Annotated in this window: 16 protein-coding genes; 10 read left to right on the top strand and 6 right to left on the bottom strand. The window is 60.3% G+C overall.

Going from position 1 to position 16,863, the window contains the following annotated elements; all coding sequences use genetic code 11:
- Window positions 1-27 precede the first annotated feature (27 nt).
- A complete protein-coding gene (locus E5180_RS10685; protein WP_138924361.1) occupies window positions 28-2,556 on the bottom strand; it encodes an ABC transporter permease in 2,529 nt (842 codons plus the stop codon).
- Window positions 2,553-3,236, bottom strand: coding sequence for an ABC transporter ATP-binding protein (locus E5180_RS10680; protein ID WP_093731418.1), 684 nt, complete (start codon window positions 3,234-3,236; stop codon window positions 2,553-2,555). The genes E5180_RS10685 and E5180_RS10680 overlap by 4 nt, the downstream gene beginning before the upstream one ends.
- A gap of 48 nt (window positions 3,237-3,284) precedes the next feature.
- Between E5180_RS10680 and E5180_RS10675 the strand changes: the two genes are divergently transcribed.
- Window positions 3,285-3,935, top strand: coding sequence for an arylesterase (locus E5180_RS10675; RefSeq protein WP_138924360.1), 651 nt, complete (start codon window positions 3,285-3,287; stop codon window positions 3,933-3,935).
- A 66-nt stretch (window positions 3,936-4,001) separates the two neighbouring features.
- On the opposite strand, the gene E5180_RS10670 is transcribed toward E5180_RS10675, so the two are convergent.
- Window positions 4,002-4,208 (bottom strand): cold-shock protein, encoded by a 207-nt coding sequence (locus E5180_RS10670; protein WP_138663098.1) that lies wholly within the window; start codon window positions 4,206-4,208, stop codon window positions 4,002-4,004.
- Between the two features lie 283 nt (window positions 4,209-4,491).
- Here E5180_RS10670 and E5180_RS10665 point away from each other — a divergent pair, with 283 nt between their 5' ends.
- Window positions 4,492-5,814, top strand: coding sequence for an NAD(P)-dependent oxidoreductase (locus E5180_RS10665; protein WP_138924359.1), 1,323 nt, complete (start codon window positions 4,492-4,494; stop codon window positions 5,812-5,814).
- A gap of 20 nt (window positions 5,815-5,834) precedes the next feature.
- Window positions 5,835-7,139 carry an NAD-dependent dihydropyrimidine dehydrogenase subunit PreA gene (preA, locus tag E5180_RS10660; RefSeq protein ID WP_138924358.1) on the top strand — a complete coding sequence of 435 codons (1,305 nt, stop codon included), beginning with the start codon at window positions 5,835-5,837 and terminating at the stop codon, window positions 7,137-7,139.
- 16 nt (window positions 7,140-7,155) lie between these two features.
- On the opposite strand, the gene E5180_RS10655 is transcribed toward preA, so the two are convergent.
- A complete protein-coding gene (locus tag E5180_RS10655) occupies window positions 7,156-7,791 on the bottom strand; it encodes a TetR family transcriptional regulator C-terminal domain-containing protein (RefSeq protein ID WP_138924357.1) in 636 nt (211 codons plus the stop codon).
- Between the two features lie 168 nt (window positions 7,792-7,959).
- Between E5180_RS10655 and E5180_RS10650 the strand changes: the two genes are divergently transcribed.
- The 6 genes from E5180_RS10650 to E5180_RS10625 all read left to right on the top strand — a co-directional run bounded on the left by E5180_RS10650 (window position 7,960) and on the right by E5180_RS10625 (window position 14,451).
- Window positions 7,960-9,210 carry a Zn-dependent hydrolase gene (locus E5180_RS10650; RefSeq protein ID WP_138925191.1) on the top strand — a complete coding sequence of 417 codons (1,251 nt, stop codon included), beginning with the start codon at window positions 7,960-7,962 and terminating at the stop codon, window positions 9,208-9,210.
- 94 nt (window positions 9,211-9,304) lie between these two features.
- On the top strand, window positions 9,305-10,765 hold the full coding sequence (hydA, locus tag E5180_RS10645) for a dihydropyrimidinase (protein ID WP_138924356.1): 1,461 nt from the start codon (window positions 9,305-9,307) through the stop codon (window positions 10,763-10,765).
- 105 nt (window positions 10,766-10,870) lie between these two features.
- The gene (locus E5180_RS10640) at window positions 10,871-11,653 is read left to right on the top strand and encodes an ABC transporter ATP-binding protein (protein ID WP_138924355.1); all 783 of its coding nucleotides are present in this window, start codon (window positions 10,871-10,873) and stop codon (window positions 11,651-11,653) included.
- Between the two features lie 69 nt (window positions 11,654-11,722).
- Window positions 11,723-12,589: an ABC transporter permease gene (locus E5180_RS10635; RefSeq protein WP_138924354.1), complete on the top strand. Its 867-nt coding sequence runs from the start codon at window positions 11,723-11,725 to the stop codon at window positions 12,587-12,589.
- Window positions 12,586-13,425 carry an ABC transporter permease gene (locus tag E5180_RS10630; RefSeq protein WP_138924353.1) on the top strand — a complete coding sequence of 280 codons (840 nt, stop codon included), beginning with the start codon at window positions 12,586-12,588 and terminating at the stop codon, window positions 13,423-13,425. The genes E5180_RS10635 and E5180_RS10630 overlap by 4 nt, the downstream gene beginning before the upstream one ends.
- 36 nt (window positions 13,426-13,461) lie before the next feature.
- Window positions 13,462-14,451 (top strand): ABC transporter substrate-binding protein, encoded by a 990-nt coding sequence (locus E5180_RS10625; RefSeq protein WP_093731406.1) that lies wholly within the window; start codon window positions 13,462-13,464, stop codon window positions 14,449-14,451.
- Between the two features lie 81 nt (window positions 14,452-14,532).
- Here the strand turns inward: E5180_RS10625 and E5180_RS10620 are convergent, their stop codons facing one another.
- Together E5180_RS10620 and E5180_RS10615 are read right to left on the bottom strand one after the other, a co-directional pair.
- Window positions 14,533-15,084, bottom strand: a complete 552-nt coding sequence (locus E5180_RS10620; protein ID WP_138924352.1) for a L,D-transpeptidase — start codon at window positions 15,082-15,084, stop codon at window positions 14,533-14,535.
- Between the two features lie 137 nt (window positions 15,085-15,221).
- The gene (locus E5180_RS10615; protein ID WP_005851393.1) at window positions 15,222-15,428 is read right to left on the bottom strand and encodes a cold-shock protein; all 207 of its coding nucleotides are present in this window, start codon (window positions 15,426-15,428) and stop codon (window positions 15,222-15,224) included.
- 397 nt (window positions 15,429-15,825) lie between these two features.
- On the opposite strand from E5180_RS10615, the gene E5180_RS10610 reads away from it, so the two are divergent.
- Window positions 15,826-16,785, top strand: coding sequence for a response regulator (locus E5180_RS10610; protein ID WP_138924351.1), 960 nt, complete (start codon window positions 15,826-15,828; stop codon window positions 16,783-16,785).
- Window positions 16,786-16,863 lie beyond the last annotated feature (78 nt).

Below are 16,863 nucleotides of genomic sequence, written 5' to 3'. Positions count from 1 at the left end.
TCCCTTTTTTGGTCTATCGGATCCATCTTATTCGCGGGCGCGCAGCACCTGTGCGGGTCTGGCGTTCAAGGCATTGATCGCAAAGCTAAGCGACGCAAGGATCGACGCCAGTGCACCGCCGGTGATGATCAACAGTGCCGAGGGCCAAACCACGGCAAAGCTGGTATCCATCACAAAGCGGCTGACGGCCCAACCGCCCAAAATACCTGCCAGCAACGCAACGGTCCCTGCAAACAGCCCCAACAGGGCGGCGCGCAACAGAAAGCTGGTGGCGATGCTGCGGCGCGAGGCTCCGAGCGTTTTCAGCAAGGCGGCTTCATAGCGACGGGCGTCTGCCCCTGCCGCGGCTGCCCCGATCAATACCAGAAAGCCGGTCAAAAGAGTAGCCGCCGCGCCGTAAGATGTCGCCGCGGCCAACCCGCTAAGCACCGCCGCCACCCGGTCGATCGCATCGCGCACGCGGATCGCGGTGATATTGGGGTAAGCCGTGGCCAGATCGCGCAGAATCGGTGCTTCGGCTTCGGGGTCGGCATAGACGGTCGAGATATAGGTATGCGGTGCGCCGGTCAGCGCGGCGGGGTTCATGGTCAGGATAAACCCGATCCCTGCGGACGAGAAATCGACCTCTTGAAAGCTGGCGATGGTGCCCGTGATGTCGCGCCCCAGCACGTTGATGGTCAGCGTGTCACCGAGCTCTAGCCCGATCTCTTCGGCTTCTTCGGCGGCAAAGCTGATCAGCGGCGGGCCGTCATAATCAGGTGCCCACCATTCGCCCGCGGTGATCACCGTGTCGTCATCAGGGGCCTCGGCATAGGTCACCCCGCGGTCGCCCCGCACAACCCAGTGATCGCCTGCCACATCTTTGGCGGGCCTGCCGTTGATCTGTGTGACGACCCCGCGCAGCATCGGTGCGCTATCGATGCGGCGCACAGCCGGGTCATCGGTTAGCCGTTTAGTGTAGCCCTCGATCTGGTCTTTCTGGATATCGACAAAGAAATACGACGGGGCAACATCGGGCAGGTTGCCCGAAATCGCCTGCCGCAGGTTGCCGTCGATCTGCCCCACGGCGGCCAGTACCGATAGGCCAAGACCGAGCGACAAGACCACGGCACCCGCCCCTTCGCCACTGCCGCCAATCGCAGTCAAGGCCCAGCGAAGCCGCGGTCGTCCGCGTGCCAGAACGGTAGCGCGTTGCGCAAGGAAACGCACCAGCAGTGCAGCCAGCGTGAGTATCCCGAGCGCGCCTGCGATGCCACCCAAGGTCCAAAGCGTCAGCCACCAGCTGCCATTGAACCACCCCGCCAGCCCGACCAGCAGCGCGACGGTCAGCAAGATGACCGCCACGTAGCGCGGCGCGGGAAAGCGTGCGGCCCCGTCCCATGCATCCCGAAACAGGGTCGCCGCGCGGATGTTCTCGCTGCGCGCCAGTGGCCAGAGCGTGAAGGCAAACGCCGTGAGCAGCCCGTAGATCGCCGCCTCGGCCAGCGGTGCGGGGTAGATGGCAAAGGCCGCAGGGATCGGCAGCCGCGCGGAAATTAGTGGCGCAAAAACCAGCGGGGCCACGGCCCCCAACACCACGCCAATGGCGACGCCCAAAAGCGATAGCGCGCCGATCTGGATAAAGTATGTCTGGAAGATCGTCGCACGGTCTGCCCCAAGGGCTCGGAGCACGGCAATGACCTCTGTCTTGCCGGTCAAATAAGACCGTACAGCAGCCGACACGCCGACGCCGCCCACAGCCAGACCGGACAGGCCCACAAGGATCAAAAACGCAGTGAGCCGTTCGACAAAGCGCGATACCCCCGGTGCGCCATTGCGCGCATCGGTCCAGCGCATCCCGCTGTTTTCGAACCGCGCACGGGCGGCGGACTTAAGCTGATCGAGATCGGTTTCGGGGGGGAGCAGCATCCGGTATTTAGAGTTGAACAGCGTCCCTTCGGCCAGCAGGCCGGCGCCCTCCAACGCATCGGTGCGCAGCAGGGTACGGGGGCCAAGGGCAAAGCCGCTGGCGGCGCTGTCGGGTTCGCGGGCGATCAGGGCGGACAGGCGGAACTCCTTGACGCCAAGCTTGAAGGTATCGCCGGGGGATAGGCCCAGACGGTCGGACAAGGCGCGCTCCATCACGGCACCCGACAGCCCGTTTTCTATGCCAAGCGCCTGTTCCAGCGGCATCGCGGGTTCCAGCAACATGTCGCCCACCAGCGGGTACAAATCATCGACCGCCTTTACCTGCGTCAGCGCACGGTCTGCTGCGGAGCCGTCACCGGCGACGGCCATGGACCGGAATTCGACGACCTCGGACACGGCGCTGGCTTGGGTTTCGATCCAGTCGCGTTCGTCTTGGGTGGCGAAACGATAGGTGAAATCGATCTCTGCCGCGCCCCCCAGCAGGGCCGCGCCTTCGCGTTGCAGCCCGCCTTCGATAGCGGACCGTACAGACCCTACGGAGGCAATCGCCGCGACGCCAAGGGCGAGGCAGGCCAGAAACAGACGGAACCCGCGCAGCCCCCCGCGCATCTCGCGGCGGGCGAAACGGCCGGCCAGACGCAGGCTCATGCGCCGGTCCCGCCGACGATGCGCCCGTCGGTCAGCGTCACCACCCGATCACAGCGGGCGGCCAGATCATCGGCGTGGGTCACCAGCACCAGCGTCGCCCCATGCTTTTCGCGCAGATCGAACAACAGCTCCATAATCGCGGCCCCGTTGGTGCTGTCGAGATTGCCGGTTGGTTCATCCGCCAACAGGATCGCCGGACGCGGGGCAGAGGCGCGGGCCAGTGCAACCCGCTGCTGTTCGCCGCCCGACATCTGTGCGGGATAGTGGTTCAGCCGGTGACCCAGACCCACGGCGTGCAATTCGGCCTCGGCGCGGTCAAAGGCATCAGCCACGCCGTTCAGTTCAAGCGGGGTGGCGACATTTTCCAGCGCGGTCATTGTGGGGATCAAGTGGAAAGACTGGAACACGATGCCCATCCGTCCGCGGCGAAACTTGGCCAGCCCGTCTTCGGACAGCGTGCTGAGGTCTTCACCCAAGGCCCGCACGGAACCGCCTGTGGCCCTCTCGAGCCCGCCCATCACCATCAGCAGCGAAGACTTGCCCGACCCCGACGGGCCGGTAAAGGCGACCGTCTCGCCTTGTGCGACGTCCAGAGTGATCCCATGTAGGATGTCGACCTTTCCGGCGTTGCCATTCAGTTTCAGGGATGCATCTTGAAGCTGGAACACCGGGTCGGTCATAGGGCTGCCTTTTGAAATACGGTCCCTGTTGGATATGGAGGTTCGACCATGATGCGCAAGGTTACGACGGCACTTGTTCTGGTATTAGCAGGCCCCGCACTGGCGGAACCGCTTGTTCTTGCGGCATTGGGCGACAGTCTGACGCAGGGATACGGTCTGCCTGCCGAAGACGGGTTCGTGCCTCAACTGCAAAACTGGCTGGATCAGAATGGGGCCGAGGTGACGGTCATCAACGCGGGCGTGTCTGGGGATACCACCGCCGGCGGGCTTTCACGTGTTGCCTGGACCATGACGCCCGAGGTGGATGGCATGATCGTGACGCTTGGCGGGAACGACCTTTTGCGCGGGATCGATCCGTCGGTCAGCCGTGCCAATCTGGACGGGATACTCAAGGCCGCGCAGGACGCCGAGGTCGAGGTGCTGCTGGTCGGCATGACGGCACCGGGCAACTTCGGGCCAGAGTATAAAACGTCCTTTGACAGCATCTATCCCGATCTGGCCGCGCAGTATGACGCGACGCTGATGGGCAGCTTTTTCGACGGTCTGTCAGAGAATGGCAAACAGCCTGATCTGGCGCAGGCACGGGGCTTTTTCCAAGCAGACGGTGTGCACCCGAACGCGCAGGGCGTCACCAGAATCGTCGATGCACTGGGGCCCAAAGTGCTGACCCTGATCGATCAGATCAACGAGAACCGGTAACTTTGCACAAAAAACGGGCACCGAAGCGCCCGTCGTCAAAATTATTATGATCCGGCGTGGGCCGGGTCAGGCCAGTGCGATATTTGCAGCACTTTCACGGCCGTCACGGCCTGCCTCGATGTCGAATGTCACCTTCTGGTTGTCGGCAAGCCCGGTCAGGCCAGCGCGTTCAACCGCCGAGATGTGAACAAAGATATCCTTGCCGCCGCCATCAGGCGCGATAAAGCCATATCCCTTTGTAGTATTGAACCATTTTACGGTGCCAGTCGCCATGCCCCGTTACTCCTGTGTTTGTCCTGCCCACATTATGCGGCAGCGTGGCTCGGTCAGAACTTGATCGCACCAGCGCCTAAGGGCTGAGGGGTCGAAAGTCTTTCGCGTCGCACCTCTGATTTTGGCGCCAAAAAGGACAAAATCAAGAGTTTTTGCCCGCAAATTCACAACAGGCGGGCGTTTGCGCATGAAATTTCACAACAGTGAAATAATTTTACCAGTTGATAAAAAAATCATTCCGTGGGAGCGTTTCTGAATAAATAGTGACAGCAGGGATAAAAAAATGTCGCAGAAAATCTTTGAACCGGGGGTCGCTGCCGGAAGGCTGGACGCTGATGCCTACACCGCGCAGTTTTCGGATTTGCACCCGCCGCTGGATGTGCACGAGGCGCTGGTCGCCGCAGACCGATGCTATTTCTGTCACGACGCGCCGTGCATCACGGCGTGCCCGACGGACATCGATATTCCGCTGTTCATCCGGCAGATCGCCACCGGCACACCGGATGCTGCGGCCAAGACCATCCTGAGCCAGAACATCATGGGCGGCATGTGTGCCCGCGTTTGTCCGACCGAACAACTGTGCGAACAGGCTTGCGTCCGCGAAGCGGCCGAGGGCAAGCCGGTCAAGATCGGCGAGCTTCAACGCTATGCCACGGACCATCTGCAAGCCAAGGGGTCGCATCCGTTTAAACGCGCAGCACCGACGGGCAAACGGGTCGCGGTTGTGGGGGCGGGTCCGGCAGGGCTTTCTTGTGCGCACCGTGCGGCGATGATGGGTCATGATGTCACCGTCTTTGACGCGCGGCCCAAGCCCGGCGGCCTGAACGAATACGGGATCGCCACCTACAAAACACCAGACGGGTTCGCGCAGGCAGAGGTCGACTGGCTGCTCAAGATCGGCGGCATCACCGTGCAGAATAACGCGGCCCTCGGTGCGGCAATGACGCTGGACAGCCTGCGGGCCGACTATGACGCTGTGTTCCTTGGTATGGGCCTTGGCGGTGTGAACGCTTTGGGTGCTGAGGGCGAGGATAAGGCCGGCGTCCTAAATGCCGTCGATTTCATCGCCGATCTGCGTCAGGCCAGCGATGTAGCCGCCGTGCCAATCGGCCGCGACGTTGTGGTGATTGGCGGCGGGATGACCGCTATCGACGCGGCCATTCAGGCGAAACTGTTGGGGGCGTTGAATGTGACGCTGGTCTATCGCCGCGGGCGGGACCGGATGAACGCCAGCGTGTTTGAACAGGATCTTGCCGCCTCTAAAGGGGTGCGGATCGTGACCCACGCCACGCCGGTCGCCGTGATCGGAAACGGTGCCGTGCGCGAGATCGAATTCGAGTATGTGGATGACCAGATGCAGGGCACGGGTCAGACCCTGCGCCTTGCTGCGGATCAAGTGTTCAAGGCCATCGGCCAGACGTTGCAGGGCGACGCGCTGCCGATGCTTGAGGCGCGCAAGATCAAGGTCGATGGCACCGGACGCACTAGCGTTGACGGGGTCTGGGCAGGCGGGGATTGCGCCAGCGGCGGCGATGACCTGACCGTGACAGCCGTTGCCGAAGGGCGCGACGCGGCGATGGACATTCACATGGTATTGATGGGCTAAGCCCCTACAGGAGAACGCAAATGGCTGATCTAAGAAGCGACTTCGTGGGCATCAAAAGCCCGAACCCGTTCTGGCTGGCATCCGCGCCGCCAACGGACAAGGAATACAACGTCCGCCGCGCCTTCGAGGCGGGATGGGGCGGTGTCGTGTGGAAAACGCTCGGCATGGAGGGCCCGCCGGTCGTCAACGTCAACGGCCCGCGCTACGGTGCCATCTATGGGGCGGACCGGCGGCTGTTGGGGCTCAACAACATCGAGCTGATCACCGACCGTCCGCTTGAAGTGAACCTGCGCGAGATGAAAGCGGTCAAACGCGACTACCCCGACCGTGCGCTGATCGCCTCGATCATGGTCCCGTGCGAGGAAGAGGCGTGGAAAGCGATCCTGCCGCATGTGGAGGACACCGGTGCCGACGGGATCGAGCTGAACTTTGGCTGCCCGCACGGGATGGCCGAACGCGGCATGGGGTCTGCCGTGGGGCAGGTGCCGGAATACATCGAAATGGTGACCCGCTGGTGCAAAATGTACACGCGGATGCCGGTGATCGTAAAGCTGACGCCGAACATCACCAATGTGCTTTATCCCGCCGAGGCCGCGAAACGCGGTGGTGCGGATGCGGTGAGCCTGATCAACACGATCAACTCTATCACCTCGGTCGATCTGGACCTGTTCGCGCCCGAACCGACAATCGACGGCAAAGGCACCCATGGCGGCTATTGCGGTCCGGCGGTGAAACCCATTGCGCTGAACATGGTGGCCGAGATTGCCCGCAACCCTGCCACGGCTGATATGCCGATCAGCGGTATCGGCGGCGTGACCACATGGCGCGACGCGGCAGAGTTTCTCGCACTTGGGGCGGGGAACGTGCAGGTCTGTACCGCCGTGATGACCTATGGATTTAAGGTCGTCGAGGAAATGATCAGCGGCCTGTCAGAATATATGGACGACAAGGGGATGACGTCGGTCGATCAACTGGTCCGCCGCGCGGTGCCCAACGTGACCGACTGGAACCAGCTGAACCTGAACTATGTCGCCAAGGCAAAGATCGATCAGGATTTGTGCATCTCGTGCGGGCGATGTTTTGCAGCCTGCGAAGACACGTCGCACCAGGCGATTGCCATGTCCGAAGACCGGACGTTCAGCGTGATCGACGATGAATGCGTGGCCTGCAACCTGTGCGTCAATGTCTGCCCTGTCGAGGATTGTATCTCGATGGTGGAATTGGCCACGGGCACCACGGACCCGCGTACCGGAAAAACGGTCGAAGCGGCGTATGCCAACTGGACGACGCACCCGAACAACCCCTCCGCCACGGCGGCAGAGTGAACCTTGGCCCCCGCCGCTATTTTGCCGGTGCGGCGGGGGTCAGCAACGTAGAGAACATCAGCCGTAGATGATCCGACGCCTGTTGATGCTGTTCGGCGTCGCCCTCAAGCAACAGCGCCACTTGTGGGGCAAAATCCGCATAGTGCTGCGTTGTGGACCAGATCGAGAATATCAGATGCCGCGGGTCCATCCGTGCGATCCTTCCTGCGTCCATCCAGGCCGAAATGACGGCGCATTTTTCATCAAAAAGCGGCTTTAGATCGCTTTGCAATCGAGGGCCCATATGCGGCGCACCGCGTAAAATTTCACCAGCGAACAGCCGGCTCTCGCGGGGCAAATCCCGCGCCATATCCAGCTTGCGCTGCACGTAATCCAACAGCTCTGTGCGCGGGTCACCGTGGGCGTCGAGCTCTACCAGAGGGTCCAGCCATGTTTCCATAAGCTGGCTGAGAAGGGTCGTATGAATTTCTTCTTTGCCACTGAAATAATACAATATATTTGGTTTGCTGAGCCCTGCCTCTGTGGCAATCTGATCCAGCGTGGCACCCCGAAACCCGTAGCAGGAAAACACATCCAGCGCGGCGTCCAGGATGACACGCCGGTTGCGCCTTTGGATTCGGCTGGGCTTTTTCTTGGCGGTGGCGTCGGGCATGGCGCGGTCCCTTCCGGTGTAAGTGCCTGAAAATGCGGCAGTCCGCCAGTGACGGGTGGCCCCAAGGAAAGCATTTCTTGACAGACTTAACCCTAGCCGCAATCGTGGATTTACCAAATGGTAAAAATTTACACCTTCCACAAGGTAGAAAACGCAAAGGAAACCGCTATGGCCGCGCCCGGTGAAAACCTGAAGATCAACCCTGATCGTCTGTGGGACAGTCTGATGGAGATGGCCCAGATCGGCCCCGGTGTGGCAGGTGGGAATAACCGCCAGACGCTGACCGACGAAGACGCCGAAGGCCGCGCCCTGTTCCAGAAATGGTGCGAGGAGGCCGGCTGCACCATGGGTCTCGACACGATGGGCAACATGTTTGCGCAGCGCGATGGCACTGACCCCGATGCACTGCCGGTCTATGTCGGGTCGCATCTGGATACGCAGCCTACGGGCGGGAAATATGACGGCGTATTGGGCGTGCTTGGCGGGTTGGAATTGCTGCGCACGATGAACGATCTGGGGATCAAGACAAAGCACCCCGTGGTCGTGACCAACTGGACCAACGAAGAAGGCACCCGCTATGCGCCCGCCATGCTGTCGTCCGGTGTCTTTGCCGGCATCCACACGCAAGAATGGGCCTATGCAAAGACCGATGCCGAGGGCCTGAGCTTTGGTGATGAGCTCAAGCGGATCGGCTGGCAAGGCGACGAAGAGGTCGGCGCCCGGAAGATGCACGCCTTTTTCGAGCTGCACATCGAACAGGGCCCGATCCTTGAAACCGAAGGCAAAGACATCGGTGTTGTCACCCACGGGCAGGGGCTGTCGTGGACCCAAGTCACCGTGACCGGCAAGGATGCACACACCGGATCAACCCCGATGCCCATGCGCAAGAACGCAGGGCTTGGCATGGCGCGCATGCTTGAGGCCGTGGACCAGATCGCATGGTCCCACGCGCCCCACGCGGTTGGTGCCGCAGGGCATTTCGAGGTCTACCCGAATTCGCGCAATGTCATTCCGGGCCAAGTGATCTTTACCGTCGATTTCCGGTCGCCTGATTTGAGCGTGATCGAAGATATGGAAAAGCGTCTGCGGGTCGAAGGCCAGAAGATCGCCGATGACATGGGGCTTGAGGTTGCCTTTGAAAAGGTCGGCGGCTTTGATCCCGTGACGTTTGACGAAGGCTGCGTCTCCGCAATCCGGTCTGCAGCAGAGCGGCTGGGGTATAGTCATATGGATGTCATCTCGGGGGCCGGTCACGATGCCTGCTGGATCAACGGGGTGGCTCCGACAGCAATGGTCATGTGCCCCTGCGTCGATGGGCTAAGCCATAACGAGGCCGAAGAAATCACCAAAGACTGGGCCAAAGCGGGTGCCGATGTACTGCTGCACGCGGTGCTGGAAACAGCCAAGATTGTGGGCTGATCCGGGCGGGGGCCGCAGCTATTGCGCAGTGGGGGCCAGCCCCCACACCCCCGGGATTTAGGCCAATTGGAAGACAGATAGGGGAGAGGGAAAAATGAGTAAGGTTATCAAGGGCGGCATGGTCTGCACGGCGGATCGGACCTGGAAAGCGGATGTGCTGATCGAGGGCGAGATCATCAAACAGATCGGCGAGGATCTGGTGGGCGACGAATACATCGACGCCGAAGGGGCCTATGTCATTCCCGGCGGTATTGATCCGCACACCCACCTCGAGATGCCCTTTATGGGGACCACGGCGGCCGAAACCTTCGAGACGGGGACTTGGGCCGCGGCTGTGGGCGGGACGACGATGATCGTCGATTTCTGTCTGCCCGGTGCGGATGGGTCGATCAAGAACGCGATCAATGAATGGCACCGCAAATCCGCACCGCAGATCTGTTCGGACGTCGGCTATCACATGGCGATCACCGGTTGGAACGAGAATGTCTTTGACGAGATGAAAGACGCCGTCGAGATGGGGGTGAATTCGTTCAAGCATTTCATGGCCTACAAGGGTGCCTTGATGGTCGAGGATGACGAGATGTTTGCATCCTTCCAGCGCTGTGCTGAACTGGGTGCGCTGCCCATGGTGCACGCCGAAAACGGTGATCTGGTTGCGGCCTTGCAAGAGAAGTATTTCAATCAGGGGATCACGGGGCCAGAGGGGCACGCCTATTCCCGTCCGCCCGAGCTGGAAGGCGAAGCCGCGAACCGCGCGATCACCATCGCAGATGCCGCAGGGGTGCCGCTTTATATCGTGCATGTGTCCTGCGAGCAGACCCACGAGGCGATCCGCCGTGCGCGGCAAAAGGGGATGCGGGTCTACGGCGAGCCACTGATCCAGTTCCTGACCTTGGACGAATCAGAATATTTCAACAAGGATTGGGATCACGCCGCACGCCGTGTCATGTCGCCGCCGTTCCGGTCCAAGGACCATCAGGACAGCCTTTGGGCGGGCTTGCAGTCGGGATCGTTGCAGGTGGTTGCGACGGACCACGCCGCGTTCTCGACCGAGCAAAAACGCGCGGGCAAGGACGATTTCCGCATCATCCCCAACGGGTCGAACGGGCTGGAAGAGCGTCTGGCAGTTCTGTGGACCGAAGGCGTCGAGACGGGCCGGCTGACACCGAATGAATTCGTCGCCGCGACCTCTACCAACGTGGCGAAAATCCTGAACATCTACCCGCGCAAAGGGGCCATCGTCGAAGGGGCGGATGCGGATATCGTCGTCTGGGATCCAAAAATCAGCAAGACGATTTCAACCGCGAACCACCATTCCATTCTGGATTACAACGTCTTTGAAGGCTTTGAGGTCAAGGCACAGGCACGCTATACCCTCAGTCGTGGCGAGGTCATCTGGGCCTGGGGGCAGAATTCGCAGCCCAACCCCGGACGCGGACGCTTTGTGCCGCGGCCTGCCTTCCCGTCGGCCAACCTTGCGCTGAGCAAGTGGAAAGAGTTGACTGCGCCGAAACTGATCAAACGCGATCCGTTGAACATCCCTGCGGGGATCTGAACGCGGACCCGCCAAAGCGGCGCGGCGGTTGCGCCGCGCTGACATATGAAGAAAAAGGCCAGCATAAATGCGAGCACGTTGTACGGCAGAAGAGGGACGCAGCATATGAGCACCGCGCCCGTGATCTCGGCCCAGAACCTATCCCTGACATTTGAAACGAACGACGGCCCTGTCCACGCGCTGAAAGACGTCTCGCTTGATATCGAAAAGGGCGATTTCGTTAGCTTTATCGGGCCATCGGGCTGCGGCAAGACGACGTTTCTGCGCTGTATGGCGGACCTTGAGCAGCCAACGGGTGGCGAGATCACGGTGAATGGCGTGAGCGCTGCCGAGGCACGCAGGGCGCGGGCTTATGGCTATGTGTTTCAGGCGGCGGGGCTTTATCCATGGCGTACGATCGGTGGCAACATCCGTCTGCCTCTCGAGATCATGGGGTATTCCAAGGCGGATAAGGCGGCGCGTGTCCGTCAGGTGCTGGAGCTGGTCGAGCTGGCGGGGTTCGAGCGCAAGTTCCCTTGGCAACTGTCGGGCGGGATGCAGCAACGGGCATCTATCGCGCGGGCCTTGGCGTTTGATGCGGATATCTTGTTGATGGACGAACCCTTTGGTGCGTTGGACGAGATCGTGCGTGACCATTTGAACGAACAGCTTTTGCGTCTGTGGGCGCGCACGCAAAAGACCATCGCTTTTGTCACCCACTCCATCCCCGAGGCGGTGTATCTGAGCACAAAAATCGTGGTGATGAGCCCGCGCCCGGGACGGATTGCTGATGTGATCGAAAGTACGCTGCCGCGAGAGCGCCCTTTGGACATCCGCGAAACACCGGAATTTCTGGAGATCGCGCATCGGGTGCGCGAAGGGTTGCGGGCAGGGCATGCGGATGATTGATCGCGCACCTGCCGCAGCCCGGCCCTTCGGGGAGGATTTTCAAACCATCTGGAAGCAAGGGGGCGCGCGATGAGGGCGAGCTTTCTGCCTGTGCTGACCGTGGTCGGGGTTTTGTTTGCGCTGTGGTATGCGGCGGCAATCTGGCTGAATTCGGACTGGACCTATGACAAGGCGACGCGGTCGGGTGAGGTGGTGACGACGACATCGCTGGTCGCGGACACGTGGTCGCAGAAAAAGCCCAAGCTGCCCGCCCCGCATCAGGTAGCGTCCGAGATTTGGGATACGACGGTGATGAAAAAGATCACGTCGAAACGGTCTTTGGTGTATCATTCGTGGGTCACGCTGAGCGCGACCCTTCTGGGGTTTGGCATGGGGACGTTGCTTGGCGTCTTGTTGGCCGTGGGGATCGTGTTCAACCGCGTGATGGATATGTCGGTAATGCCGTGGGTCATTGCCAGTCAGACCATTCCCATTCTGGCGATTGCACCGATGATTATCGTGGTGCTGAACGCCGTGGGCGTGTCGGGCTTGCTGCCCAAGGCGATGATCAGCATGTACCTGTCTTTCTTCCCCGTTGTCGTGGGCATGGTCAAAGGGCTGCGTAGCCCTGACCAAATGCAACTGGACCAGATGCGCACCTGGCATGCGAGCACGGCCCAGTCGTTCTGGAAGCTGCGCTTGCCTGCCTCGATGCCGTATTTCTTTACCTCGCTCAAGATTGCTATGGCGGCGTCCCTTGTCGGGGCCATCATCGGTGAACTGCCAACGGGGGCGGTCGCGGGACTTGGGGCGCGGTTGCTGGCGGGCAGCTATTATGGCCAGACGATCCAGATTTGGAGCGCGCTGATTATGGCGGCGGCGCTGGCGGCGCTGCTGGTGGGGATCATTGGTCTGATCCAACGGGTGACGTTGAAACGGATGGGGATGGCGCGATGATCTGGTTGGTATTTGCAGCGCTGGCATGGGCTTTCGGCATGTGGGTCAACATCCGGCTGGCGCGGTTGCGTCCGGGGCGGTGGGTGTCTTTGGCGGCACCGTTGGTTTTTGGGGCGACGCTGATCGCCGTGTGGCAAGGCATCGTGCGGGGGCTCGAGATTTCGCAGGTCTTGCTGCCTGCGCCGTCGCTGATCGCGCTGCGGTTGGTGTCGTCGGTCGATATCCTTTGGGTGGATTTTGTGCAGACCGTGCTGAAGGGCGCGCTGTCGGGCTATGTTCTGGGCTGCGGTGCGGCCTTCCTAATTGCCATTGCGATTGACCGGTTTCCGTTTTTGCAACGCGGGCTGTTGCCGGTTGGTAACTTTGTCGCGGCACTGCCGGTGATCGGCATGGCGCCTATTCTGGTCATGTGGTTCGGGTTTGATTGGCAGTCAAAGGCCGCCGTGGTGGTCGTCATGGTGTTCTTTCCGATGCTGGTGAACACCGTGCAGGGCCTGCAAGCGACGGATGCGATGCAGCGCGACCTGATGCGGACCTATGCAGCCAGTTATTGGGCGACGTTGTTCAAGCTGCGCTTGCCTGCTGCGATGCCTTTCGTGTTCAATGGTCTCAAGATCGGCACGACCTTGGCGTTGATCGGGGCGATTGTTGCTGAATTTTTCGGCTCTCCCGTGCGGGGAATGGGGTTTCGCATCTCTACCTCGGTCGGTCAGCTTGCGCTTGATCTGGTCTGGGCCGAGATTGTTGTCGCGGCGATTGCCGGCTCCGCCTTCTATGGCGCGATGTCCTTGTTTGAACGGCGGGTGACCTTTTGGCACCCCAGCCAGCGGAACTAACCAAAACGACCAACCAACCAAGAGGGAGATATAATAATGAAAAAACTATCAACATATGTCGCCGGGGCCGCTGTGGGCCTGATGGGGACCATGGCGCAAGCTGCGGATGATGTGACGCTACAACTGAAATGGGTCACGCAAGCGCAGTTCGCGGGCTATTATGTGGCGCAGGATAAGGGGTTCTATGAAGAAGAAGACCTGAACGTCACGATCAAACCGGGCGGTCCGGATATCGCGCCAACACAGGTTCTGGCCGGTGGCGGAGCGGATGTTGCCGTTGAATGGATGCCTGCCGCTTTGGCCGCGCGTGAAAAAGGCCTGCCGATGGTCAATATCGCACAGCCGTTCAAGTCGTCTGGCATGATGCTGACCTGCCGCAAGGACGCCGGGATCGAGACCACCGACGACTTTAAGGGCAAGACCTTGGGCGTCTGGTTCTTTGGCAACGAATTCCCTTTCCTTAGCTGGATGAACAAGCTTGAGCTGCCCACCGAAGGCGGCGAGGATGGGGTTACCGTTCTAAAGCAGGGCTTTAACGTGGACCCGCTGCTGCAAAATCAGGCGGCTTGCGTGTCGACCATGACCTATAACGAATACTGGCAGGTGATCGACGCAGGTCTGACACCAGATGATCTGAACGTGTTCAAATACGAAGAGCAGGGCGTCGCCACATTGGAAGACGGGCTGTACGCACTGGAAGAGAACCTTGCCGATCCGGCGTTCGAGGAAAAGATGGTGCGCTTTGTGCGGGCGTCGATGAAGGGCTGGAAATACGCCGAGCAAAATCCTGATGAAGCCGCGGAAATCGTCTTGGACAATGACGCTTCCGGTGCCCAGACCGAAGAGCATCAGAAACGCATGATGGGCGAAGTGGCCAAGCTGACCGCAGGCAGCAACGGCGCATTGGACGAGGCAGACTATGAGCGGACGGTACAATCGCTGCTGTCTGGTGGCTCCGATCCCGTCATCACAGCCGAGCCGTCGGGAGCCTGGACCCATGCGATCACTGACAAGGCGCTGAACTAAGAGGGTATATCCCTAAGGGTATGCCGAAACGAGAAGGGGCTGGCAGTGATGCCAGCCCCTTTTACGTTGTGAGTCTGATACTTAAAGAACGGTAACTTTGGTGCCGATAGGCACGCGCTGGTAAAGGTCCTTGACGTGTTCATTCAGCATCCGGATGCAGCCATTCGAGACAGAGCGCCCGATGCTGCTGGGTTGGGTGGTGCCATGGATGCGGAAATACGTGTCTTTGCCGTTCTGGAACAGGTACAGTGCGCGCGCGCCCAGTGGGTTGCTGGGGCCGCCCGGCTGCGCGTCGGTGTTCCCGATGAACCGCGCATAGGATTTGGGTTCGCGTTCGATCATTTCGTCCGTGGGGCGCCACGTGGGCCATTCCTTTTTGACGTCGATCGTCGCGGTGCCGGTGAATTCCAGACCCGCTTTGCCGACGCCCACACCGTATCGCATGGCCTGACCGGGGGCGGTCACCAGATACAGGTAGTGGCTGCGGGGCAGGATCAGCAGTTCACCCACGGCATATTGCGGTTTGATCGACACCATTTGCGGCATGGGATCATAGGCGGCACCCGCGGCGAACAGCGCGTGCGGAAAGGCGAGGGCGGCCAAAGAGCCTGCGATAAACTGACGACGGCGCATGGGGGGCTCCTTTAGGATGTGATGACGGTATTTTGCCACTTGGGTTGGGTTTGGCAACCCTGAGGGCATAAAAAAACCGGCTGTCCCGTGAGGGTCAGCCGGCAAATTCATGGTGCGGGCCTAAGGCCCTGCATGGCTTATGCCAGTGCGATGTTCGACGCGGATTCGCGGCCGTCACGGCCAGCTTCGATGTCGAATGTCACTTTCTGGTTGTCGGCCAGACCGGTCAGGCCTGCGCGCTCAACAGCGGAGATGTGTACGAATACATCTTTGCTGCCGCCATCGGGTGCGATAAAGCCGAAGCCTTTAGTTGTGTTAAACCATTTTACGGTGCCAGTGGCCATATCCGTAGTCTCCTCTAGTATGCCATCCGCGTCGTGCGATGGCTCGGCGTTGTCGGTCTGGATCGAAGTCTGAACGCCGTATGAGGGAGACAGTTGGTCGAAAAAGAATAACGTTAGCTCCTTCGATATGGCAGGTCGCAGAGATTCGCGCAAGAGGCTGTCAATGGGCGTTAAAAAACAGGCCGTTCATCGCTTATTTCGGCACATTCTTGCCTTACTTCCTTCGGCGAAGGCGTTTTACGCCAATAGATGTTGGCCGTTTGCAACCTCAAAACGGTTAACGCCTTGGCTCATTTTGCCCCACTGCTGACAGATTCTTTTGCGATTTTGTTCCCAGCCGTATCACAAACTTAACGATTCCCCCTTTCTGGTAACCCGACAACGAGTGAGCCCCCTTATGAAAATCCTTGCCGTAGACGACGACCCTACCATCCTCGACCTCCTGCGCGACTGCCTCACGCCGTCGCTTGGGTTTGATCTGGTCTGTGCCGTCTCGGCCGAGGACGGGATGGCCAAGATCGAAGACCACGGGGCAAGTTTTGACTGTTTCTTGCTGGATATCATGTTGCCCGGCGTCGATGGGATTACGCTGTGTGACGATATTCGCACCATGCAGGCCTATAAAAGCGCGCCGATTATTATGATTACCGGCAGCCGCAAACACGATCTGATGGACACGGCATTCCGTGCAGGGGCGACCGATTTCATCTTCAAGCCGCTCAACGGTATCGAGCTGGGCGCGCGGATCAACATGGCGGGGATGCTCAGCGACAGCCTGCGCCGTGAACGCGAGGCGGCCCATACGCTGGCGGAACTGTCGGGCCTGATGAAGGTCCGCGTGGACGAAAGCTTTGATCTGAACGTCGTGGGGGTCGATGATCTGCACGGGTTCGAAAACCACATGCTGCGCCTGCCCGAAGGCTGCTATGCCATGAGTCTTTTCGCGGTGAAGCTCCCACAAATCCGCAATATCTTTGACGCGGCAAGCCCGGCTGAATTCTGCCGCCAGATGGGTTTGGTTGCGCAGGCCACGGTCGCGGCGCTGGTGCACGAGAAATGCTATATGGGCTATGCGGGCGACGGAATCATCGTGGGGACCGTGATCGGCCGCCACCGGATCAAGCCGGATGAAATTCAGAAAGACATCGAGGATATCCTCTCCCATGACGGCACTGCGGTGCGGATTGGGGGGGACTTTAGCGCAGATGTAACCGTAAAGCTCGTGTCGAACCAGCGGCTGTGGTCGGGGCTGTCTGCCTGCAACACGCTGCGCGACTTTCTGGGCCGTGAAACCGTGCCAGACAGCGCCAGTACGGACCGCACCGACGGCTATGCCGAGCTGGCCGACGGGGTATAATCGCCCCCCCTTTTTTGCATCGCACTCGCGATGCCCACTAGAAACGAAAAGGCCCCCGCAGTTTCCTGCAGGGGCCTT

The sequence above is a fragment of the Sulfitobacter sp. BSw21498 genome, from assembly GCF_006064855.1.
GTDB lineage: Bacteria > Pseudomonadota > Alphaproteobacteria > Rhodobacterales > Rhodobacteraceae > Sulfitobacter.
This window is presented reverse-complemented; position numbering and strand designations above follow the sequence as displayed.